This is a genomic window from Ottowia beijingensis (genome assembly GCF_013423955.1).
In the GTDB taxonomy this organism is placed as follows: Bacteria; Pseudomonadota; Gammaproteobacteria; order Burkholderiales; family Burkholderiaceae_C; genus Ottowia; species Ottowia beijingensis.
Genome location: NZ_JACCKX010000001.1, coordinates 2939442 through 2956370 on the forward strand (window position 1 = coordinate 2939442; position 16929 = coordinate 2956370).

The 16929-nt window shown below is 66.3% G+C and carries 8 protein-coding genes, 2 tRNA genes and 4 pseudogenes; 8 read left to right on the forward strand and 6 right to left on the reverse strand.

Features of this window, described 5'->3' with window-relative positions; genetic code table 11:
• The first annotated feature begins 42 nt into the window (after positions 1 to 42).
• Positions 43 to 2030 (forward strand): annotated as a pseudogene (gene uvrC / locus H0I39_RS14670) (excinuclease ABC subunit UvrC).
• Between the two features lie 92 nt (positions 2031 to 2122).
• Here uvrC and H0I39_RS14675 read toward each other — a convergent pair.
• Genes H0I39_RS14675 through H0I39_RS14685 form a run of 3 tightly spaced genes read right to left on the reverse strand, consistent with a single transcriptional unit; the run spans position 2123 to position 7068 of the window.
• The gene (locus H0I39_RS14675) at positions 2123 to 5071 is read right to left on the reverse strand and encodes a restriction endonuclease (RefSeq protein WP_180550999.1); all 2949 of its coding nucleotides are present in this window, start codon (positions 5069 to 5071) and stop codon (positions 2123 to 2125) included.
• Between the two features lie 18 nt (positions 5072 to 5089).
• Entirely contained in the window at positions 5090 to 5989 is a 900-nt protein-coding gene (locus H0I39_RS14680) for a DNA methyltransferase (protein ID WP_308645928.1), read from the reverse strand.
• Positions 5986 to 7068, reverse strand: coding sequence for a site-specific DNA-methyltransferase (locus tag H0I39_RS14685; protein ID WP_180551001.1), 1083 nt, complete (start codon positions 7066 to 7068; stop codon positions 5986 to 5988). The genes H0I39_RS14680 and H0I39_RS14685 overlap by 4 nt, the downstream gene beginning before the upstream one ends.
• A 458-nt stretch (positions 7069 to 7526) precedes the next feature.
• Between H0I39_RS14685 and pgsA the strand changes: the two genes are divergently transcribed.
• From pgsA to H0I39_RS14715, 6 genes and pseudogenes are all read left to right on the forward strand, one after another.
• Positions 7527 to 8093 carry a CDP-diacylglycerol--glycerol-3-phosphate 3-phosphatidyltransferase gene (pgsA, locus tag H0I39_RS14690; protein ID WP_180551002.1) on the forward strand — a complete coding sequence of 189 codons (567 nt, stop codon included), beginning with the start codon at positions 7527 to 7529 and terminating at the stop codon, positions 8091 to 8093.
• 177 nt (positions 8094 to 8270) lie between these two features.
• Positions 8271 to 9185: a DMT family transporter gene (locus H0I39_RS14695; protein ID WP_180551003.1), complete on the forward strand. Its 915-nt coding sequence runs from the start codon at positions 8271 to 8273 to the stop codon at positions 9183 to 9185.
• 295 nt (positions 9186 to 9480) lie between these two features.
• A pseudogene (locus tag H0I39_RS14700) lies at positions 9481 to 9689 on the forward strand (HU family DNA-binding protein); the annotation flags it as partial.
• Positions 9690 to 9774: 85 nt separating this feature from the next.
• A tRNA-Val gene (locus tag H0I39_RS14705) sits at positions 9775 to 9850 on the forward strand.
• A 79-nt stretch (positions 9851 to 9929) separates the two neighbouring features.
• Positions 9930 to 11836: pseudogene (locus H0I39_RS14710) on the forward strand (SurA N-terminal domain-containing protein); the annotation flags it as partial.
• A 281-nt stretch (positions 11837 to 12117) separates the two neighbouring features.
• A pseudogene (locus tag H0I39_RS14715) lies at positions 12118 to 14026 on the forward strand (FAD-dependent monooxygenase).
• A gap of 131 nt (positions 14027 to 14157) precedes the next feature.
• On the opposite strand, the gene H0I39_RS14720 reads toward H0I39_RS14715, so the two are convergent.
• Together H0I39_RS14720 and H0I39_RS14725 are read right to left on the reverse strand one after the other, a co-directional pair.
• Positions 14158 to 14233: transfer RNA gene (locus tag H0I39_RS14720), tRNA-His, on the reverse strand.
• A gap of 148 nt (positions 14234 to 14381) precedes the next feature.
• Positions 14382 to 15071: a Bax inhibitor-1/YccA family protein gene (locus H0I39_RS14725; RefSeq protein WP_180551004.1), complete on the reverse strand. Its 690-nt coding sequence runs from the start codon at positions 15069 to 15071 to the stop codon at positions 14382 to 14384.
• A 239-nt stretch (positions 15072 to 15310) separates the two neighbouring features.
• Here H0I39_RS14725 and H0I39_RS14730 point away from each other — a divergent pair, with 239 nt between their 5' ends.
• Positions 15311 to 15727 carry a GlcG/HbpS family heme-binding protein gene (locus H0I39_RS14730; protein WP_180551005.1) on the forward strand — a complete coding sequence of 139 codons (417 nt, stop codon included), beginning with the start codon at positions 15311 to 15313 and terminating at the stop codon, positions 15725 to 15727.
• 273 nt (positions 15728 to 16000) lie between these two features.
• Here the strand turns inward: H0I39_RS14730 and ppsR are convergent, their stop codons facing one another.
• Positions 16001 to 16822, reverse strand: a complete 822-nt coding sequence (gene ppsR / locus H0I39_RS14735; protein ID WP_180551006.1) for a posphoenolpyruvate synthetase regulatory kinase/phosphorylase PpsR — start codon at positions 16820 to 16822, stop codon at positions 16001 to 16003.
• Between the last annotated feature and the right edge of the window lie 107 nt (positions 16823 to 16929).

A 16929-nucleotide genomic window follows, 5' to 3' on the forward strand; every position in this document is an offset into this window, starting at 1 on the left:
GCGAGCCAAGGGCGTGCGGCGCCCCTCCGTACACTCGCACGCATGAGCGAACCCGCACCGCCCACCGGCGATCTGCCTGCCGCCAACACGCCCCCGCGCCACAGCCCCGAGCTGCTGGCGCAGGTGGCCGCGCTGCCTGGCCTGCCGGGCGTGTACCGCTATTACGACGCGGGCGGCAACGTGTTGTACGTGGGCAAGGCGCGGCACCTGAAGAAGCGCGTGTCGAGCTACTTCGCGCGCGACCACGGCGGCACGCGCATCGGCCACATGGTGAGCAAGATCGCGCGGCTGGACACCACGGTGGTGCGCTCCGAGGCCGAGGCGCTGATACTTGAAAACAACCTCATCAAGCAGCTCGGGCCCAAGTACAACATCCTGTTCAGGGACGACAAGAGCTACCCCTACTTGAAGATCACGGGCACCGGCCACGCCCACGATTCGGCCGACGGCGCGCCGCGCCCCGAGGCCTATGCCCGCATGGCCTATTACCGCGGCGCCACCGACAAGCGCCACCGCTACTTCGGCCCCTACCCCGGCGCCTGGGCGGTGAAGGAAACCATCCAGCTGATGCAGAAGGTGTTCCGCCTGCGCACGTGCGAGGACACGGTGTTCGCCAACCGCACGCGGCCCTGCCTGCTGTACCAGATCAAGCGCTGCACGGCACCATGCGTGCGCTACATCAGCCAGGAGGACTACGCTGCCGACGTGGCGCATGCCGAGCAGTTTCTGCGCGGCGAAACACAGGACCTGCTGCACCGGCTGGAGCAGCGCATGATGGCGCACGCTTCAGACTTGGAGTTCGAGCAGGCGGCCGACATCCGCAACCAGATCGCGGCGCTGTCGCGCGTGCTGCACCAGCAGGCGGTGGAGGTGGGGGCGATGCCGATGTCGACATCCTGGCCGTCAAGGTGCAGGGCGGGCGCGCCTGCGTCAACCTGGCCATGGTGCGTGGCGGGCGGCACCTGGGCGATCGGGCCTACTTCCCGTCGCACGTCGAGGACGCGCATGCCATTGCCACCGAGCGCGACGACGACGAACTGCCCACGGTGGAGGCGCAGGTGCTCGACGCCTTCATCGCCCAGCACTACCTGGGCGTACCAGCGCCGGCGCAGCTGATCACCAGCGAGCCGGTGTCGAAGTCGCTGCTGCAGGCGCTGTGCGACAAGGAAGAGTTGAAGATCACCGCCACCCACGCGCCGCGCGGCCAGCGCCGCGTGTGGCTGGAGATGGCGCAGCAGAACGCCGCGCTGCAACTGGCGCGTCTGCTGGCCGAGGAGGGCTCGCAGCAAGCCCGCACCCGCGCGCTGGCCGAGGCACTGGATCTGCCGGTGGAGAACCTCGACGACCTGCGCATCGAATGCTTCGACATCAGCCACACGGCGGGCGAGGCCACGCAGGCCAGCTGCGTCGTCTTTCAGGGCCACCGCATGGTGAGCGGCGAATACCGCCGGTACAAGATCGAGGGCATCACCGGCGGCGACGACTACGCCGCCATGCGCCAGGTGCTGGAGCGCCGCTACGGCAAGATCGCCGAGGCATTGCACGAGCAGGGCGACGCCGAGGCGCTGACGCGCGCCGCGCGCATGCCCGACTTGGTGCTGGTCGACGGCGGCAAGGGCCAGGTGGCGATGGCGCGCGAGGTGTTCGAAAAGCTGGGATTGAACCTGTCGCTGATCGTCGGCGTCGAGAAGGGCGAGGGCCGCAAGGTGGGGCTGGAAGAGCTGGTGTTCGCCGACGGGCGCGAGAAGGTGTACCTGGGCCACGATTCGGCGGCGCTGATGCTGGTGGCGCAGATCCGCGACGAGGCGCACCGCTTTGCCATCACCGGCATGCGCGCGCAGCGCGCCAAGGTGCGCGTGGGCGGCAGCCGCATCGAGGAGATTCCAGGCGTCGGGCCGAAGAAGCGCGCGCGCCTGCTGCAGCGCTTCGGCGGCGTGCGCGGGGTGGAGGCGGCCAGCGTGGACGACCTGATGACGGTGGACGGCATCTCGCGCGCCCTGGCGGAAGAGATTTACCGGGCGCTGCATTGACGCGGTAGCGCCGCTGCCACGGCACACCGGCGCACCGGCGCGCGCGTCAAGCCGTCATGCGCTCTTGTCCGTCATATCCGCCAGCAGCGCGCTCATGGATTCGGCGTTGATCTTGGTCTTGAACGCCACCGGCACGCCCTGCGCCTGTAGCGCGCTGAAAAATGTCGTGCGCTGGCAATCTTCCACTGCTCGCGCTGCGGAATCTCGCCGCGTTGCGCGTAGCCCTTGGTCTCCACCACCAGATACAGCGCCTGCGCCTTGCCGCCCCGATGCAGCACGTAGCCGAAGTCGGGGTTGTATGCGCCCAGCGGGGTTGGAATGTCGATGCGCGGCAGCTTGGCGAACACGGTCACCGCCGGCTGCGCCGATTCGTCCACTGTGTCGCGCTCGATCTGGCTGTCCACCGGCATCAGCGACTCGGCGTAAAGCGAGCGCTCATGCACCGCCGGATTGGCGATGGCGTGCGTCTCCGCCCCGCACAGTGCCAGTGGAATCGTCTTCAGCAGATGACCGCTGTTGTCGGTCAGCGCGGTTTTCACCCGCACCTCGCGCAACTCGTAGCTGATCTTGTTGATCACCAGCTCATGAATGCAGCGCGTGAACAGCTCGCGCAGCGTCACCAGCGCGCGGTTCTCGTTCAGGCGAATCTGCGCGAACTTGTCCGCTGGCATGCGCGCCAGGATCGTGCTCACCGTCTGCACCGACAGTCGCGTGCTGTTGGCCAGCTCGCGGACAAAACCCGCCAGCGTCATGACCGAGTGCGTCAGCACCTGGTAGTCGGCCACTTCGCTGCGCACGCCGTCCAGCCGCTGCACGCCCGCCGTGCGTGTGGTCGAAACGGCCAGCGGCTTTACCTCGAAATGCGCAGCGATGGCGGCCAGCGCGTGCTCGATCAGCTCTGGCGTGTCCACCTCGTAGCGCAGCACCGCATCGCGGTTCAGGCTCTCCCACAGCGCCTTGAAATGCGCGTACTGGTCGGCGCGCGGCGTCAACACGGCCGGCGTGCGGTCTTGCTTGTGCCTCACCTGGCCGCTGCCTTCGTAATACAAGTCCAGGTAGCGCAGCATGGCCTGCGCGCTCTCGGGCGGCAGGTTCGGCACCGTGGCCAGCGCCGCCACGATGCGCTCGCGCTGCGCCTGGTACTGCGCGCGCGGCCACAGCAGCGTGGCCTGGCCGCTGTCGTCGTCCAGCTCGATCAGCCCGATGGCGGCCAGCGCGTCCAGCACTTTGTTGGCCTGGCGCGTGCTGGTGGCCACGCCGTATTCGGCCAGCACCGCGTCGTCGAACACCGCCGACACCCGCCGCACGCTGGCCGCGCTGATCTCGCCCTGGATCGCGCGCACGAAATCGCCTTCGCTGGCCGGCACCACCACCGCCAGGTCGTTGATGGTGTCGAACTGCGGGTCGTCCGCCGGCAGGCGCTGCAACCGCTGGTCCACCGCCAGCCGCAGCCCGCGCCCAATCTGTTGCAGCCGTGTGATGCGCGAATGGCCCGGCGCCAGCTTGCACAGCGTGAACACGTTCGGGTTGTCCCAGCCCTCTTGCAGCGCCCACATGCTGAAGATGAAGCGCAGGTCGGTATCGAACGACAGCAGCCGCTCCTTGTCCTGCAAGATGAGCTTGATCGCCTCCTCCTCGCCCTTTTCGCTGTGCGACCGGGCAAAGTAGCCCCGGTGCACGCGCGCCACATCATGCGCGCTGCGCGCCAGATAGGCGCGGTAGTCGGGCGTCAGATCCTCGCGCGCCAGCATGGCGGCCAGTTGCGCGCTGTAGTGCCGCTCGAACAGCTCGCGCAACACCGGCGCGCGCTGGCCGTCGGGCAGGTACTTGCCCACCGAATCAATGAAGAACAGGCTGATCGCCTTGATGCCGCGTGCGAACAGCATCGCCTCGCGCTCGAAATGGTTGGCAATGGCGCGCGCGATCAACTGTGACTGCACCTCGTCGGCCAGCATGCCGTAACCCACCGGCACCTCCAGCGGCAGCGCCAGCCCATTGGTGAACAGCAGCTCGCCCTTGGTGATCTTCTCCACCACGTGCCCGTCCAGATACGGCAGCCCCGTGCGCTCGCCCAGGTTGTCGCGCGCCTGCAAGGTCACCGTGGCGTTCTGCCCGCCCGCCCGCTGGTAGCGCACCTGCGCCGCGCGCTCCTTGGCCGTGCCGCTCACCTGCGTCAGCGTCAGCGCCTCGGCCATGTCGGCGCCCGTGCCCACCGTGTCCACCGTGATGCCTTTCACCAGCCGCTGGCGAAACGCCTCCAGGCTGTCCAGCGTGTAGATCAGGTTGATGAACTCGTCGCGGCGAAACGTGGCGCCAAAGCGCAGCGTCAGCAGCGGGCGAAAGCGCGTCAGATACTCCTGCGTCTGCTTGCCCTCGAAGCGGTGCGGCTCGTCGATGATCAGCACCGGGCGCATCGCCGCCAGCGCCTCCATGTAGCTCTTGGCATGGCCGAACAGATTGGCCTCCACCCCGCGCCGGTTGATCAGCTTGCTATCGCCTGCGAACGACTGGTAGGTGGCCACCAGCACCGAAATGCCCCGGTTCGGCGCGTGAATGAAACCCGCCACCGCCTTGTCCGAATAATTGGTCACGCGAATGTGCTGATTGCCGTATTCACGCGCGAAAAACGCCGCCGTCGTTTGCAGGCTGCGCAGCGTGCCCTGGCGAATGGCGTTGCTGGGCACCAGCACGATGAACTTGGCCAGACCGTGTTTCTGGTACAGCCGGTGCATCGTCTCGATGAAAGTAAACGTCTTGCCCGTGCCGGTTTCCATCAGCACGTCCAGTTGCAACGCGGGCGTGGGCAGCGCGGGCGTGGCCGTGCTGGCCACCTGCACCGTGCCCGCGTCAATCTGGTTGTCGGCGCGAATGCGCTCGATATTGGCGCGCAGCGTGGCCGCTGCCTCGTGCGGCGCAAACGTGGGGTTGGCGTGTACATCGGCCGGCGCGATAAAGCGCACGTCGGCAAACACCTGCTCCACGCTGTCCACCGCGCGCGCCTGGTAAGCCAGGCGGGTGTATTGAAATTGGGGCTGAATCATCGTGCGCTCCGGTCTGCCTCAGCCGCGCAGGCGCAGCTTGTCCTCGGACAGGTGCAGCACCTCCAGCAGCGTTTTCAGCCCCAGCAGGAAGTTGTCGTCATGCACCCAGGGCGCGTACACGCTCAGCGCGCGAATGGGCGCGCCCGCCGCCTGCGCGTCCTCCACCAGGGCGCGCAGCGCCTCGGTGTCCACCGCCCGCAGAATGAACAGCACGTCGTCCGCGCGCCACGCCGCGCCGTCCAGCAGCGGCGCCAGCCGTGCCGTCAGCGGCAGCCCTTCGGCCAACAGCAGGTTGTAAAGAACTTTGGCCTCCAGCCCTTGTGTGGCGGGCGCAAGCAGCTCCTGAAAGCGCAGCAAATCGGCCTGCGCCGCATCTGCCAGCGGCTGGTGCAGCACCAGCGCGTCGGGGTCATCCACCAGCTCGAACACGCGAAAACCCGTGTCCACGGCGGTCGCGTGGGCGTTGGTGGTATCGGCCTTGATCTTCGCGCCCGCGCGGCGCAGCCGCTCGGCGGTGATCTCGAAAATCGTCGCCTCGGGCTTGCCCAGCGTCTGGGTCACGAAGTGGTGTGCGTCTTTCTGCTTCTTGGCTTCGATGGGCTGCGGAATCTGCACCAGGATGAAGCGGCGCTGGCCGCCGTCCTCGGCATTCAGCCGCATCACCGCCTCGCCGGTGGTGCCGGAGCCGGCGAAGAAGTCGAGGATGAGGTCGTCGTCGCCCGTGCTCGTTTGCGCAAGTGTCTTGATCAGGAAGGGTGACTTCGGGGAGGGGAAGATTTTCGATTTCGTGCCGAATAGCTGGTTCAATTCCCTCTGTCCCTTTTCCGTATAGAACAGCTTGTCTTGCAGAATCGTTTTCAGCATCTTGCTGGAGCCGCTCGCATAACTCTTTCGGAAAATCTTCCAACGACCTTTCACTTCCTTGCCGAGCAACAGGTCGATTTCCTTGGCTGCTTTCGTTCGATCCCAAGTCCAGCACCCTCGAATCCGTCATCCCAGTCAGGGACAACTTCCACATCGCCATTCGTGCGATACAGCGAGACATCACCATCCGGGTTGACGAAAAGCGGGTAGTGCAAATTCCTGCGGTTGTGCTTGCCGAACTCTCGGTGCGTGTTCCGGAGCTCGAGCAACCGGTAGCGTTCGCCTTCGTCATCCACCAAGTCGTAGTCGGCCTCGATTTCTTCCGCGTCCTTCTCGATGGCAAGGGCACCCTTTTCGAGTGTCGTCCGACTGTAGGCAAGAATGAAATCGTGGTTTGAGGCGAAGAACTTGTCCTGTGAGCGCCCTTTTGGATTGGAGAGCAGGGTCAACTGCCCGACAAAATTCTCCTGGCCGAACACCTCATCGCACAGCAGCTTCAACTGCGCCTGCTCGTGGTCGTCGATGCTGATGAAGATGACACCATCCTCGCGCAGCAGATCCTTCGCCAGCAGCAGCCGCGGGTACATGAAACTGAGCCAGCCGCTATGGGTGCGCGCACCGTAGATGTTCTGGATGTATTCGAGCGCATCGGCCTTGTAGCCAAGCGTCTTGAGGATTTCCGTCTGGCGCGCGCTGAAGTCGTCGCGGTAGATGAAGGCGTCGCTCTGCGTGTTGTAGGGCGGGTCGATGTAGATGAGCTTGACGGCGCCAAAGTAGCTTTGCCGCAGCAGGCGCAGCGCGTCGAGGTTGTCGCCCTTGATGAGCAGGTTGCCGGTGTCGTCCCATCTCTCGCTGTCTTCAGGCCGGGGCTGCACGATTTTGGACGTGGGCACGAAGGCGCTGTGGTAGGCCTCGCGCTTGCCGGCCCAGCGCAGTTCGTAGCCGTCTTCTTCCACACGCACGCCGGCGGGGTTGGCCGGGTCCAGCGCCTGCTGGATGGCGGCCGCGCTGACGCTGACGTGGCCGTGCTCGTCGGTCTGCACGGCGGCGGGAAACAGCTCGCGCAGCAGCTCCAGTTTTTGCGCGGCGGGGCTGGGGGCGGTGAAGAAGGGGCGGGGTTGGGGCTGGGTCATGGCGCGCGAGGGGAGTGGGGCCGGGCAGGGCGGGCAATGTTAGCCCGGCTGGCCCAGCGCCCTCACCGATGGCAACGAGGGGCGTGCTGCGCGACGAGGCGGCTTTGGCCTTGTCGTGGCGCATGTGCTTCTGCGCCAGGCGCCGCCTGGTGCGGCGCGCTGTTATCGGCTTGCAAAGAGTTTGCCGCGTGCGGCATCGATCACGCGCGCTGCCTGCGATAAGGTGTTCGGGTTGGTATATGGGGGTATATGTATGAAATCATTTATTGATAGGCGCTAAAAGACATATAGTTAGGGAGTATATGGTTTGCTAGCAGGCTATTACCAAGGTCCGCGGTCATGGGCGGGTGCGGGCGTTCGGGCGCGAGGCGCCGCGCTTGCACAGGGCCGCGCAGCAGGCGGGCGGGGCGGCAGGCACTGGGGTGGGCGCGGCGTTGGGGCGTGACACAATCGCCGCCATGTTCTTCACCGTGCCCACGCTGCTGACCTGGACGCGCATCGTCGCCATCCCGCTCATCGTCGGCGTGTTCTACCTGCAGTGGCAGCCGGCCACGGCCAACCTGGTGGCCACGGTGATGTTCATCGTCTTCGCCTGGACCGACTGGCTCGACGGCTACCTGGCACGAAAGCTCAACCAGACCTCGTCGTTCGGCGCCTTCCTCGATCCGGTGGCCGATAAGTTCCTCGTCTGTGCCAGCCTGCTGGTGCTGGTGCACCTGCAGCGCACCGACGTGTTCGTGGCGCTCATCATCATCGGGCGCGAGATCGCCATCTCGGCCCTGCGCGAGTGGATGGCCAAGATCGGCGCCAGCAAGAGCGTGGCCGTGCACATGCTGGGCAAGCTCAAGACCACGGTGCAGATGGTGGCCATCCCGTTCCTGCTGTACGACGGCACGGTGCTGGGTAGCATCGACACGCGCTGGTGGGGCAATGTGCTGATCTGGGTGGCGGCGGTGCTGACGGTGTGGTCGATGGTGTACTACCTGCAGAAAGCCCTGCCCGAGATCCGTGCGCGGGTGAAATGAGTTCCCCCTGAGTCGCCTTCGGCGCCATCCCCCGGAGGGGGACAACGCCAGCGGCCGGGCCAAGCCCACTCCGCGGCGTTCGCTGGCCTGGCTTGCTCCGCGGCCTTTGACGTGGTCTGCTGCGCGGCCACTGGTGGGGCGCCCGATGGGCGCACGGCTTCCGGGCGCTGCCTCGTGATGACGGATCGGGACACGTCCGCGCTGATCCGCTGGATGCCGGCGGTGTTCGTGCTGATCTGGGCCACCGGCTTCATCGTGGCGCGCTACGGCATGCCGCATGCGCCGCCGTTCACCTTTCTGCTGATCCGCTACCTGCTGTCGATCGTCTGCTTCGGCGTCTGGATCGCCATCGCCCGCGTGCGCTGGCCGCAGACCGGCATGGAATGGATTCACCTGGGCGTGACCGGCGCGCTGATGCACGGCGGCTACCTGGGCGGCGTGTGGGCGGCGGTGAAGGGCGGCATGGGCTCGGGCCTGTCGGCGCTCATCGTCGGCATCCAGCCCGTGTTGACGGCCATCTGGCTGTCGGCCACCGGCACGGCGATGAGCCGCGTCAGCGCGCGCCAGTGGCTGGGCCTGCTGCTGGGCTTTGCCGGCCTGGTGCTGGTGGTGTGGCGCAAGCTCACGCAGGGGCAGGCGGGCGACCATGTGACGCTGGTCAACTTCTCGTGGGCGGTGTTCGCGCTGCTGTGCATCACCGCCGGCACGCTGTACCAGAAGCGCTTCGTCAAGCCTTGCGACGTGCGCACCGCCAACACCGTGCAGCTGCTGGCGGCGGCGCTGGTCACCGCGCCGCTGGCGCTGCTGGAACCGGAGGCCTTCCGCTGGAACGCGCAGTCGGCCGGCGCCATGGCCTGGTCGGTGCTGGGGCTCACGCTGGGCGGCAGCTCGCTGCTGTATTTGCTGATCCAGCGCGGCGCGGCAGCGTCGGTCACCAGCCTGATGTACCTGGTGCCACCCACCACGGCGGTGATGGCCTGGCTGCTGTTCGGCGAGCCGATCACGCTGACCACCGTCATCGGCATCGCCGTCACCGCCTTCGGCGTCGCTTTGGTGGTGCGACCGGCGGCCGTGTCAAGCCTCGGCAGGTGAACAAGCGCTTTTGCAGGCCGCCGGAATTAATGTGTCACAAGTTGGCGCGGCAAAACGCGGGCGGTTGTTGCGCTGGCGCACATGCAGGGTAGATACCGCCTTGGCAGTAGACAACTACGTCTAGAATGCATCGCTCGCTGACCGGGGTTATCGAGGGTGGCCGGGCGTTCAAAGCGCCGATCCATTCACCATCCGCCCTGTCGCGGGTATGCTGGCAAGGCAGGTTGGTTACACCGCCAACCCCGACTGAAGTCACAATCCGAATTCTTGAATCTTCTTGAGAGAGGGCACTTACGTGAACAAGACCGAGCTGATCGAGCACATCGCCAAGAACGCTGATATTTCCAAGGCTGCGGCCACCCGTGCCCTCGAGGCCACCATCGGCGCCGTGAAGACCACGCTGCGCAAGGGCGGCACCGTGTCGCTGGTGGGTTTCGGCACCTTCGCCGTCGGCAAGCGTGCCGCTCGCTCGGGCCGCAACCCCGCACCGGCGCAACGATTAAAATCAAGGCCGCCAAGGTGCCCAAGTTCCGTCCCGGCAAGGCGCTGAAGGACGCGTTGAACTGATCTGCTCAGGCCAGTTCAGGTGGGGTGCTTAGCTCAGTTGGTAGAGCGGCGCCCTTACAAGGCGTAGGTCGGCGGTTCGACCCCGTCAGCACCCACCAGATCTCTACCGATCACGGCAAAGGCGAACCCCGGTTCGCCTTTTTCATTTCTCGACCGACTACACGAAGAGTCTCGCGCATGTTCGAATTCATCCGCCGGCACACCAAGCTCATCATGGGGGTGTTGTTCCTTCTGATCATCCCGTCCTTCGTGCTGTTCGGTGTGGGTGATTACACGCGCTTCAACGAAGGCGCGAGCAAGGTCGCCACGGTGGACGGCCACGCCATCACGCAGATGGAGTGGGACAACGCGCACCGCATGGAAACCGATCGCCTGCGCGCCAGCAACCCGTCGCTGGACGGCAGCCTGCTGGATTCGCCGGCGCTCAAGTACGCCACGCTGGAGCGTCTGGTGCGCGATCGCGTGCTGATCGCCGCGGCCAACCACGGCCACCTGATCGCCACCGACGCGCGCCTGGCCGCCGAATTGCAGCAGGACCCGACCATCAGCGCCCTGCGCCGCGCCGACGGCACGCTGGACATGGACCGCTACCGCCAGCTGCTGGCCCAGCAGGGCTCACGCCCGAGGGCTTCGAGGCCAACGTGCGGCACGACCTGTCTTCGCGGCAGGTGCTGGGCGGCGTGGTGGAAACCGGCTTTGCCAGCCAGGCGCAGGCGGATGTGGCCATGAACGCCTTCCTTGAGCGGCGCGAAGCCCGCGTGGTGCGCTTCGCCCCGGCCGAATTCGCCGCCAAGCTGAACCCGACGGACGCCGAGCTGGAGGCCTTCTACAAGACCCATGCGGCGCGTTACCAGGCGCCGGAATCGGCCAGGATCGAATACGTGGTGCTCGATCTCGACGGCGTCAAGAAAGCCGTCAACGTGAGCGAGCAGGACCTGCGCACCTACTACGAACAGAACGCCGCCACCTTCGGCACGCCCGAAGAGCGCCGCGCCAGCCACATCCTGATCGTGGCACCCAAGGACGCACCAGCCGCCGAGCGCGAAAAGGCCAGGGCGACGGCCACCGAACTGCTGGCCCAGCTGCGGCAGGCGCCCGGCAGCTTCGCCGACGTGGCGCGCAAGTCCTCGCAGGACGACACCAGCGCCGCCAGCGGCGGCGATCTGGGCAGCTTCCAGCGCGACAAGGGCATCGACCCCGTGATCTCGCAGGCCACCTACGCGTTGGGCCAAGCAGGGCGACATCAGCGATGTGGTCGAAAGCGACTTCGGCTACCACATCGTCCAGCTGACCGGCGTCAAGGCCGCCGCCGTGCCGCCGTTCGAGACCATGCGCGCGCAACTCGAGGAGCAACTGCGCACGCAGGAGGCGCAGAAGCACTTCAGCGAACTGGCCGAAGAATTCCGCAACGCCGTCTACGAACAGTCCGACAGCCTGCAGCCCGTGGCCGACAAGCTGAAGCTGCAGATCCACACGGCCGACAACGTCACCCGCACACCGCCGCGGGCGCGACGGGTGTGCTGGCCAACCAGCGCTTCCTGGACGCGCTGTTCAGCGCCGACGCGCTCGACAAGAAACGCAACACCGAGGCGCTGGACGCCGGCGGCAACCAGCTCGTGTCCGGCCGCATCGTGTCGCACAGCGCAGCGCACGCCCGTCCGTTCACCGAGGTGCGCGACGAAGTGCGTGCGGCCTTCCTCTCCCAGCGCGGCGCCGAGCAGGCCCGCCAGGAGGGCCAGGCCCGCCTGAAGGCGTGGACGGAGCAGCCGGCGACGGCCACCTCGCTGCCCGCGCCGGTGGCGCTGTCGCGCGACGAGGCCCAGGGCCAGCCGGCTGCGCTCGTCGAGGCCGTGTTGCGCGCCGACCCCGCCAAGCTGCCCACCTTTGTCGGCGTCGATCTGGGGGCCGATGGCTATGCCGTGGCGCGTGTCGACAAGGTGCTGCCGCACGCCGAGCAGACCGCGGAGCTCGCATCGCAGAGCCGCCTGCGCTACGAGCAGCTGTGGGGCATGGCCGAGGCGCTCAGCTACTACGAATCGCTCAAGGCACGCTACAAGGCGCAAATCCTGGTGCCCAGGCCCGAAGCGCCGTCGGCCCTGACGATGGGGCTGCGCCGGCTTCCCGTTGAGCGGTGCGATCCAGCAACAAAGGCGCCTTGGGCGCCTTTGTCATGGATGGTGGGGCGCTGTGGCAGCGGACAGCCCGCCGGGCACACCACGCGGGCGGCCAGCGTGGTGCAGACGTTGTGGCGCGCCAGTTAATAAGCATACATATCGTATTGACAATCGATAGTAAGCGTAGATAGCATTCGCCGGCGCGCCGGCAGGGTGCCTGCGGCGCTTTTCAATCCGAGGAGACGACAGGAATGCAGTTCTACAAAGATGGCTTCCGGGGTGGCAATCCCGACATCAAGCAGGCCGCGCCCAACCGCCGCAACCGGGGTACCAACGAGCCGCTGCCGGAGAAGGTGGACGTGCTGATCGCCGGCACCGGCCCGGCCGGCCTGTGCCTGGCGGCGCAGCTGGCACGCTTCCCGAGATCGACACCATGATCGTCGAGCGCATGCCCAGCAACATCATCAAGGGCAAGGCCGACGGCATCAACACGCGCACCATGGAGATGTTCCAGGCCTTCGGCTTCGCCGACAAGGTCAAGCGCGAGACCTACTGGGTCAACCAGACCGCGTTCTGGATGCCCGACCCGGCCAACCCCGCGCACATCAAGCGCGTCGGCCGCGTGCAGGACGTGGCCGACGACAGCTCGGAGATGCCGCACATCCTCATCAACCAGGCGCGGCTGCACGAGCTGTTCCTGGAGGTGATGCAGAACTCGCCCTCGCGCCTGGCGCCCGACTACGGCTGGGAACTGGTCAGCGTGGCCGTGGACGAAACCACCGACGACCACCCCGTGACGGTGACGCTGAAGGACGCCAGTGGCATCAACTGGTGGGCCACCCGCACCGTGCGCGCCAACTACGTGGTGGGCTGCGACGGCGCGCACTCGGCGGTGCGCAAGTCCATCGGCGGCGTGCTGCACGGCGACGCCGCCAACCAGGCCTGGGGCGTGATGGACATCCTGGCCAACACCGACTTCCCCGACGTGCGGCAAAAGTGCCTGATCTCCTCGGCCAACGAGGGCAACGTGCTGATCCTGCCGCGCGAGGGCGGCTACGTGTTCCGCATGTATGTCGAGCTGGACAAGCTGAAAGACGGCGAGAAGGCTGCCAGCCGCAAGTTCACGCAGGACGACATGATCGCGGCGGCCAACCGCATCATCGCGCCCTATTCGCTGGACGTGAAGGAGGTGGTGTGGTGGTCCATCTACGACATCGGCCACAGCATCACCGACAAGTTCGACGACGTGGCCGAGGGCTCCAGCCGCAACCCGCGCGTGTTCACCGCCGGCGACGCCTGCCACACCCATTCGCCCAAGGCCGGGCAGGGCATGAATGTGTCGATGCAGGACACCTTCAACCTGGGCTGGAAGCTGGTGCACGTGCTGCAGGGCCGCGCCGACGCCAGCCTGCTGCGCAGTTACTCGAAGGAGCGTCTGACCGAGGCCAAGCGCCTGGTCGAGACCGACCACGAGTGGGCGCGCATCATGTCGGCCCCCACCACTCAGGCCGAGCGCGACGGCAGCGAGGAGCCGCGCATCATCCGCCAGTTCAAGGCCAACCTGGAATTCACCGGCGGCACCGCGGTGAAGTACGACCCTCCACGCTGTTCGCCACCGGCACGCACCAGGCGCTGGCCAAGGGGCTGGAGATCGGGCGGCGCTTCCATTCGGCGCCGGTGGTGCGCCTGTCCGACGCCAAGCAGATGCAGCTGGGCCACGTGGCCGAGGCCGATGCGCGCTGGCGCCTCTACGCCTTTGCGGGCAAGGCCGACAGCTCCAAGCCGGGCTCGGCCATCCACAAGCTGGCCGACTGGCTGCAGAACGACCCGAAATCGCCTGTAGTCAAGCACACCCGCCCCGGCGAGGACGTGGACGCGGTGATCGACTTCCGCGCCGTGTTCCAGCAGACCTTCGACCAGCTCGCCTACGAGGACATGCCGTCGCTGCTCAAGCCCAGAACGGGCAAGCTGGGCCTGCAGGACCACGAGAAAGTCTTCTGCGTCGACCACAAGGGTCTGGGCGACATCTTCGACATGCGCGGCATCGACCGCGAGCGCGGCTGCATGGTGGTGGTGCGCCCCGACCAGTACACGGCCCATGTGCTGCCGCTGGACGCGTTCGACGAGCTGTCGGCGTTCTTTGCCGGCATCCTGCGCTGAGCCGAGGAGGCTGGTAGCGCGGGTGGGCAGGCCACAGGCCCGGCCATGGCGCGAAAGGCTTTCGCGCCGTCGTCGGGGATTGATCAACAAAAAGCCTGCTGCCGTGGTCGGCAGCAGGCTTTGCGCAATTTTGGGGTGGCTGATGGGACTCGAACCCACGACGACCAGAATCACAATCTGGGACTCTACCAACTGAGCTACAGCCACCGTCGGAAACCGCAGATTATAGCGCGCATCCGTGCGTTGATGCCGGGCACGCCGACGGCGGCGTTGCGGGCAGAAAAACAAGGGGCCTTGTTCAGGCCCCTTGTGCTTGGGTTTCACGGGGCGGGCTGCGCCGCCGTGAGGTGGCGCGTCAGTCGCTGCTGCCGCCCAGGCCCAGCAGGGCGAGCAGGCCCTGGAACACGTTGAAGATGTCCAGGTACAGGGCCAGCGTGGCGCTGATGTAGTTGGTTTCGCCGCCGTCGATGATGCGCTTCAGGTCGTACAGCATGTACAGGCTGAACACGCCGATGACCAGGGTGCTGATGACCAGCATGCCGACGGTGGAGCCGACGAACACGTTGACGATGGCGCCCACGAACACCACCATGGCGCCGACGAACAGCCATTTGCCCATGCCCGAGATGTCGCGCTTGATGACGCTGGCCAGGCTGGCCATGACGAAGAACACGCCGGCGGTGCCGCCCATGGCGGTCATGACCAGTTCCGAGCCGTTCTTGAAGCCCAGCACCATGCCGATGATGCGCGACAGCATCAGGCCCATGAAGAAGGTGAAGGCCAGCAGCACGGGCACGCCGGCGGCGGAGTTCTTGGTCTTCTCGATGGCGTACATGAAGCCGAACGCGCCGCCCAGGAACACGATCAGGCCCAGGCCGCCGCTCAGGCCGCGGGTGATGCCGGTGGACACGCCCAACCAGGCGCCGGCCACGGTGGGCAGCAGGCTCAGGGCCAGCAGCCAGTAGGTGTTGCGCAATACCTTGTTGCGCTGCTCCTGGGAGACGATGGCGCCGGCGTCGGCGTAGTTCAGTGTGCGGTCATTCATGCGAGAGGATCTCCTTGTGAATCAATGGTTGGGCGACCTTGCGGCCGCCACCACGGCGACCATGCGGAACATTTTACGTAGAGTGTGTGACGCGGCGAAAAATTCCCTTCAAAATCAAATGGATGCGCGATGGGCGCACAGTGCGACTGGCGCAGCCGGATGGGATGGCCGCCACGGCCGGTGCCGGCGCCGTTCAGGCCGCCCTGTTTTCTTCAGCATGTTCAGTTGAGGACCCGCACATGAAAACCAAGTCCTTTCTTGAAGCCGCCGACGCCCGCGCCATCGTGGCCGCCGCCGAAGCCGCGGCGCTGAAGCAGCACTGGGCGGTGACGATCGCGGTGACGGACGACGGCGGCCACCTGCTGCACCTGCACCGCATGGACGGGGCGCCGCCGGTCAGCGCCCACATCGCGCCGGGCAAGGCGCGCACGGCGGCGCTGGGGCGGCGCGAGAGCAAGGTGTACGAGGACATGGTCAACGGCGGGCGCACGGCGTTCCTGTCGGCGCCGGGGCTCGACGGCCTGCTGGAGGGCGGCGTGCCGATCATGAAGGACGGCCAGTGCATCGGCGCCGTGGGGGTGAGCGGCGTGAAGTCGGCCGAGGATTCGCAGGTGGCGCGCGCCGGCATCGCGGCGCTGGGCGACGGGTTCTATTGAGAATTCCGTAATACATGACACGCTGCCGGCCCTCACCCCAGCCCTCTCCCAGAGGGAGAGGGAGCTTTCTTTGGCGCGGCACGCGCTGTCATGCTTTTAGAAAACGTCAATAAGTTGGCCGCTGCGCGGTCGCTATCAATAATCATAGCTGCTTGCGCTGGATACAAAAGGATTTCAGGTATAAAAGTATCTGAAATCCTTGTATATTAAGCGCAAGAAGCTATGAAAATGATGTAGTCGTGGCGCTGTGGCGCGTTTGAGCCCCTCGGTAGTTCAGTAACTCAACCGCTCCGGCCGCACTTCCTGCAGGATGGTGGTGGCGATTTCCTCAATGCTCTTGGTGGTCGTCGACAGCCAGCGGATGCCCGAGCGGCGCATCATGGCCTCGGCCTCGCTGATCTCCATGCGGCAGTTCTCGATGCTGGCGTAGCGCGAGCCGGGCCGCCGCTCGGAGCGGATCTCCGACAGCCGCTCGGGCGCGATGGTCAGGCCGAAGATCTTCTTCTTGTGCGGTACCAGCGCGGGCGGCAGCTGCCGGCGCTCGAAATCCTCGGGGATCAGCGGGTAGTTGGCCGCCTTCAGGCCGTGCTGCATGGCCAGGTACAGGCTGGTGGGCGTCTTGCCGCTGCGGCTGACGCCGATCAGGATCACGTCCGCCCCTTCCAGGTCGCGGTTGCTTTGCCCGTCGTCGTGCGCCAGGCTGAAGTTGATGGCCTCGATGCGGTCGTGGTAGGCCTGGCTCTTGCTCACGTCCGAAAAGCGCCCCACGCGGTGGTGGCTGGTGATGCCGACCTCCTGCTCGATCGGCGCCACGAAGGTGCCGAACATGTCCAGCATCATGGCCTTGCAGCCACCCTGGATGATGCCCAGCACCTCGCGGTCGACCAGCGTGGTGAAGACGATGGGGCGCTTGCCCTCCAGCTCGCCCGTGTGGTTGACCTGGCGCACCGCCTGGTGCGCCTTGTCGGGCGTGTCGACGAAGGGCAGGCGCACGCGGCGCGGGGCAAAGTCGAACTGCGCCAGGATGGCGTTGCCAAAGGTCTCGGCGGTGATGCCGGTGCCGTCGGAGATGAAGAACACGGTGCGGTCGGGCATGGCGGGGCTCGCTCCTTACAATCGGTGCCCATTATGCGAACGTGCTTCGCGCCGGCCACGAACAAGCACCACAAAGGCCCGTTCGACCCGCGTTCGCCCCGGTTTTC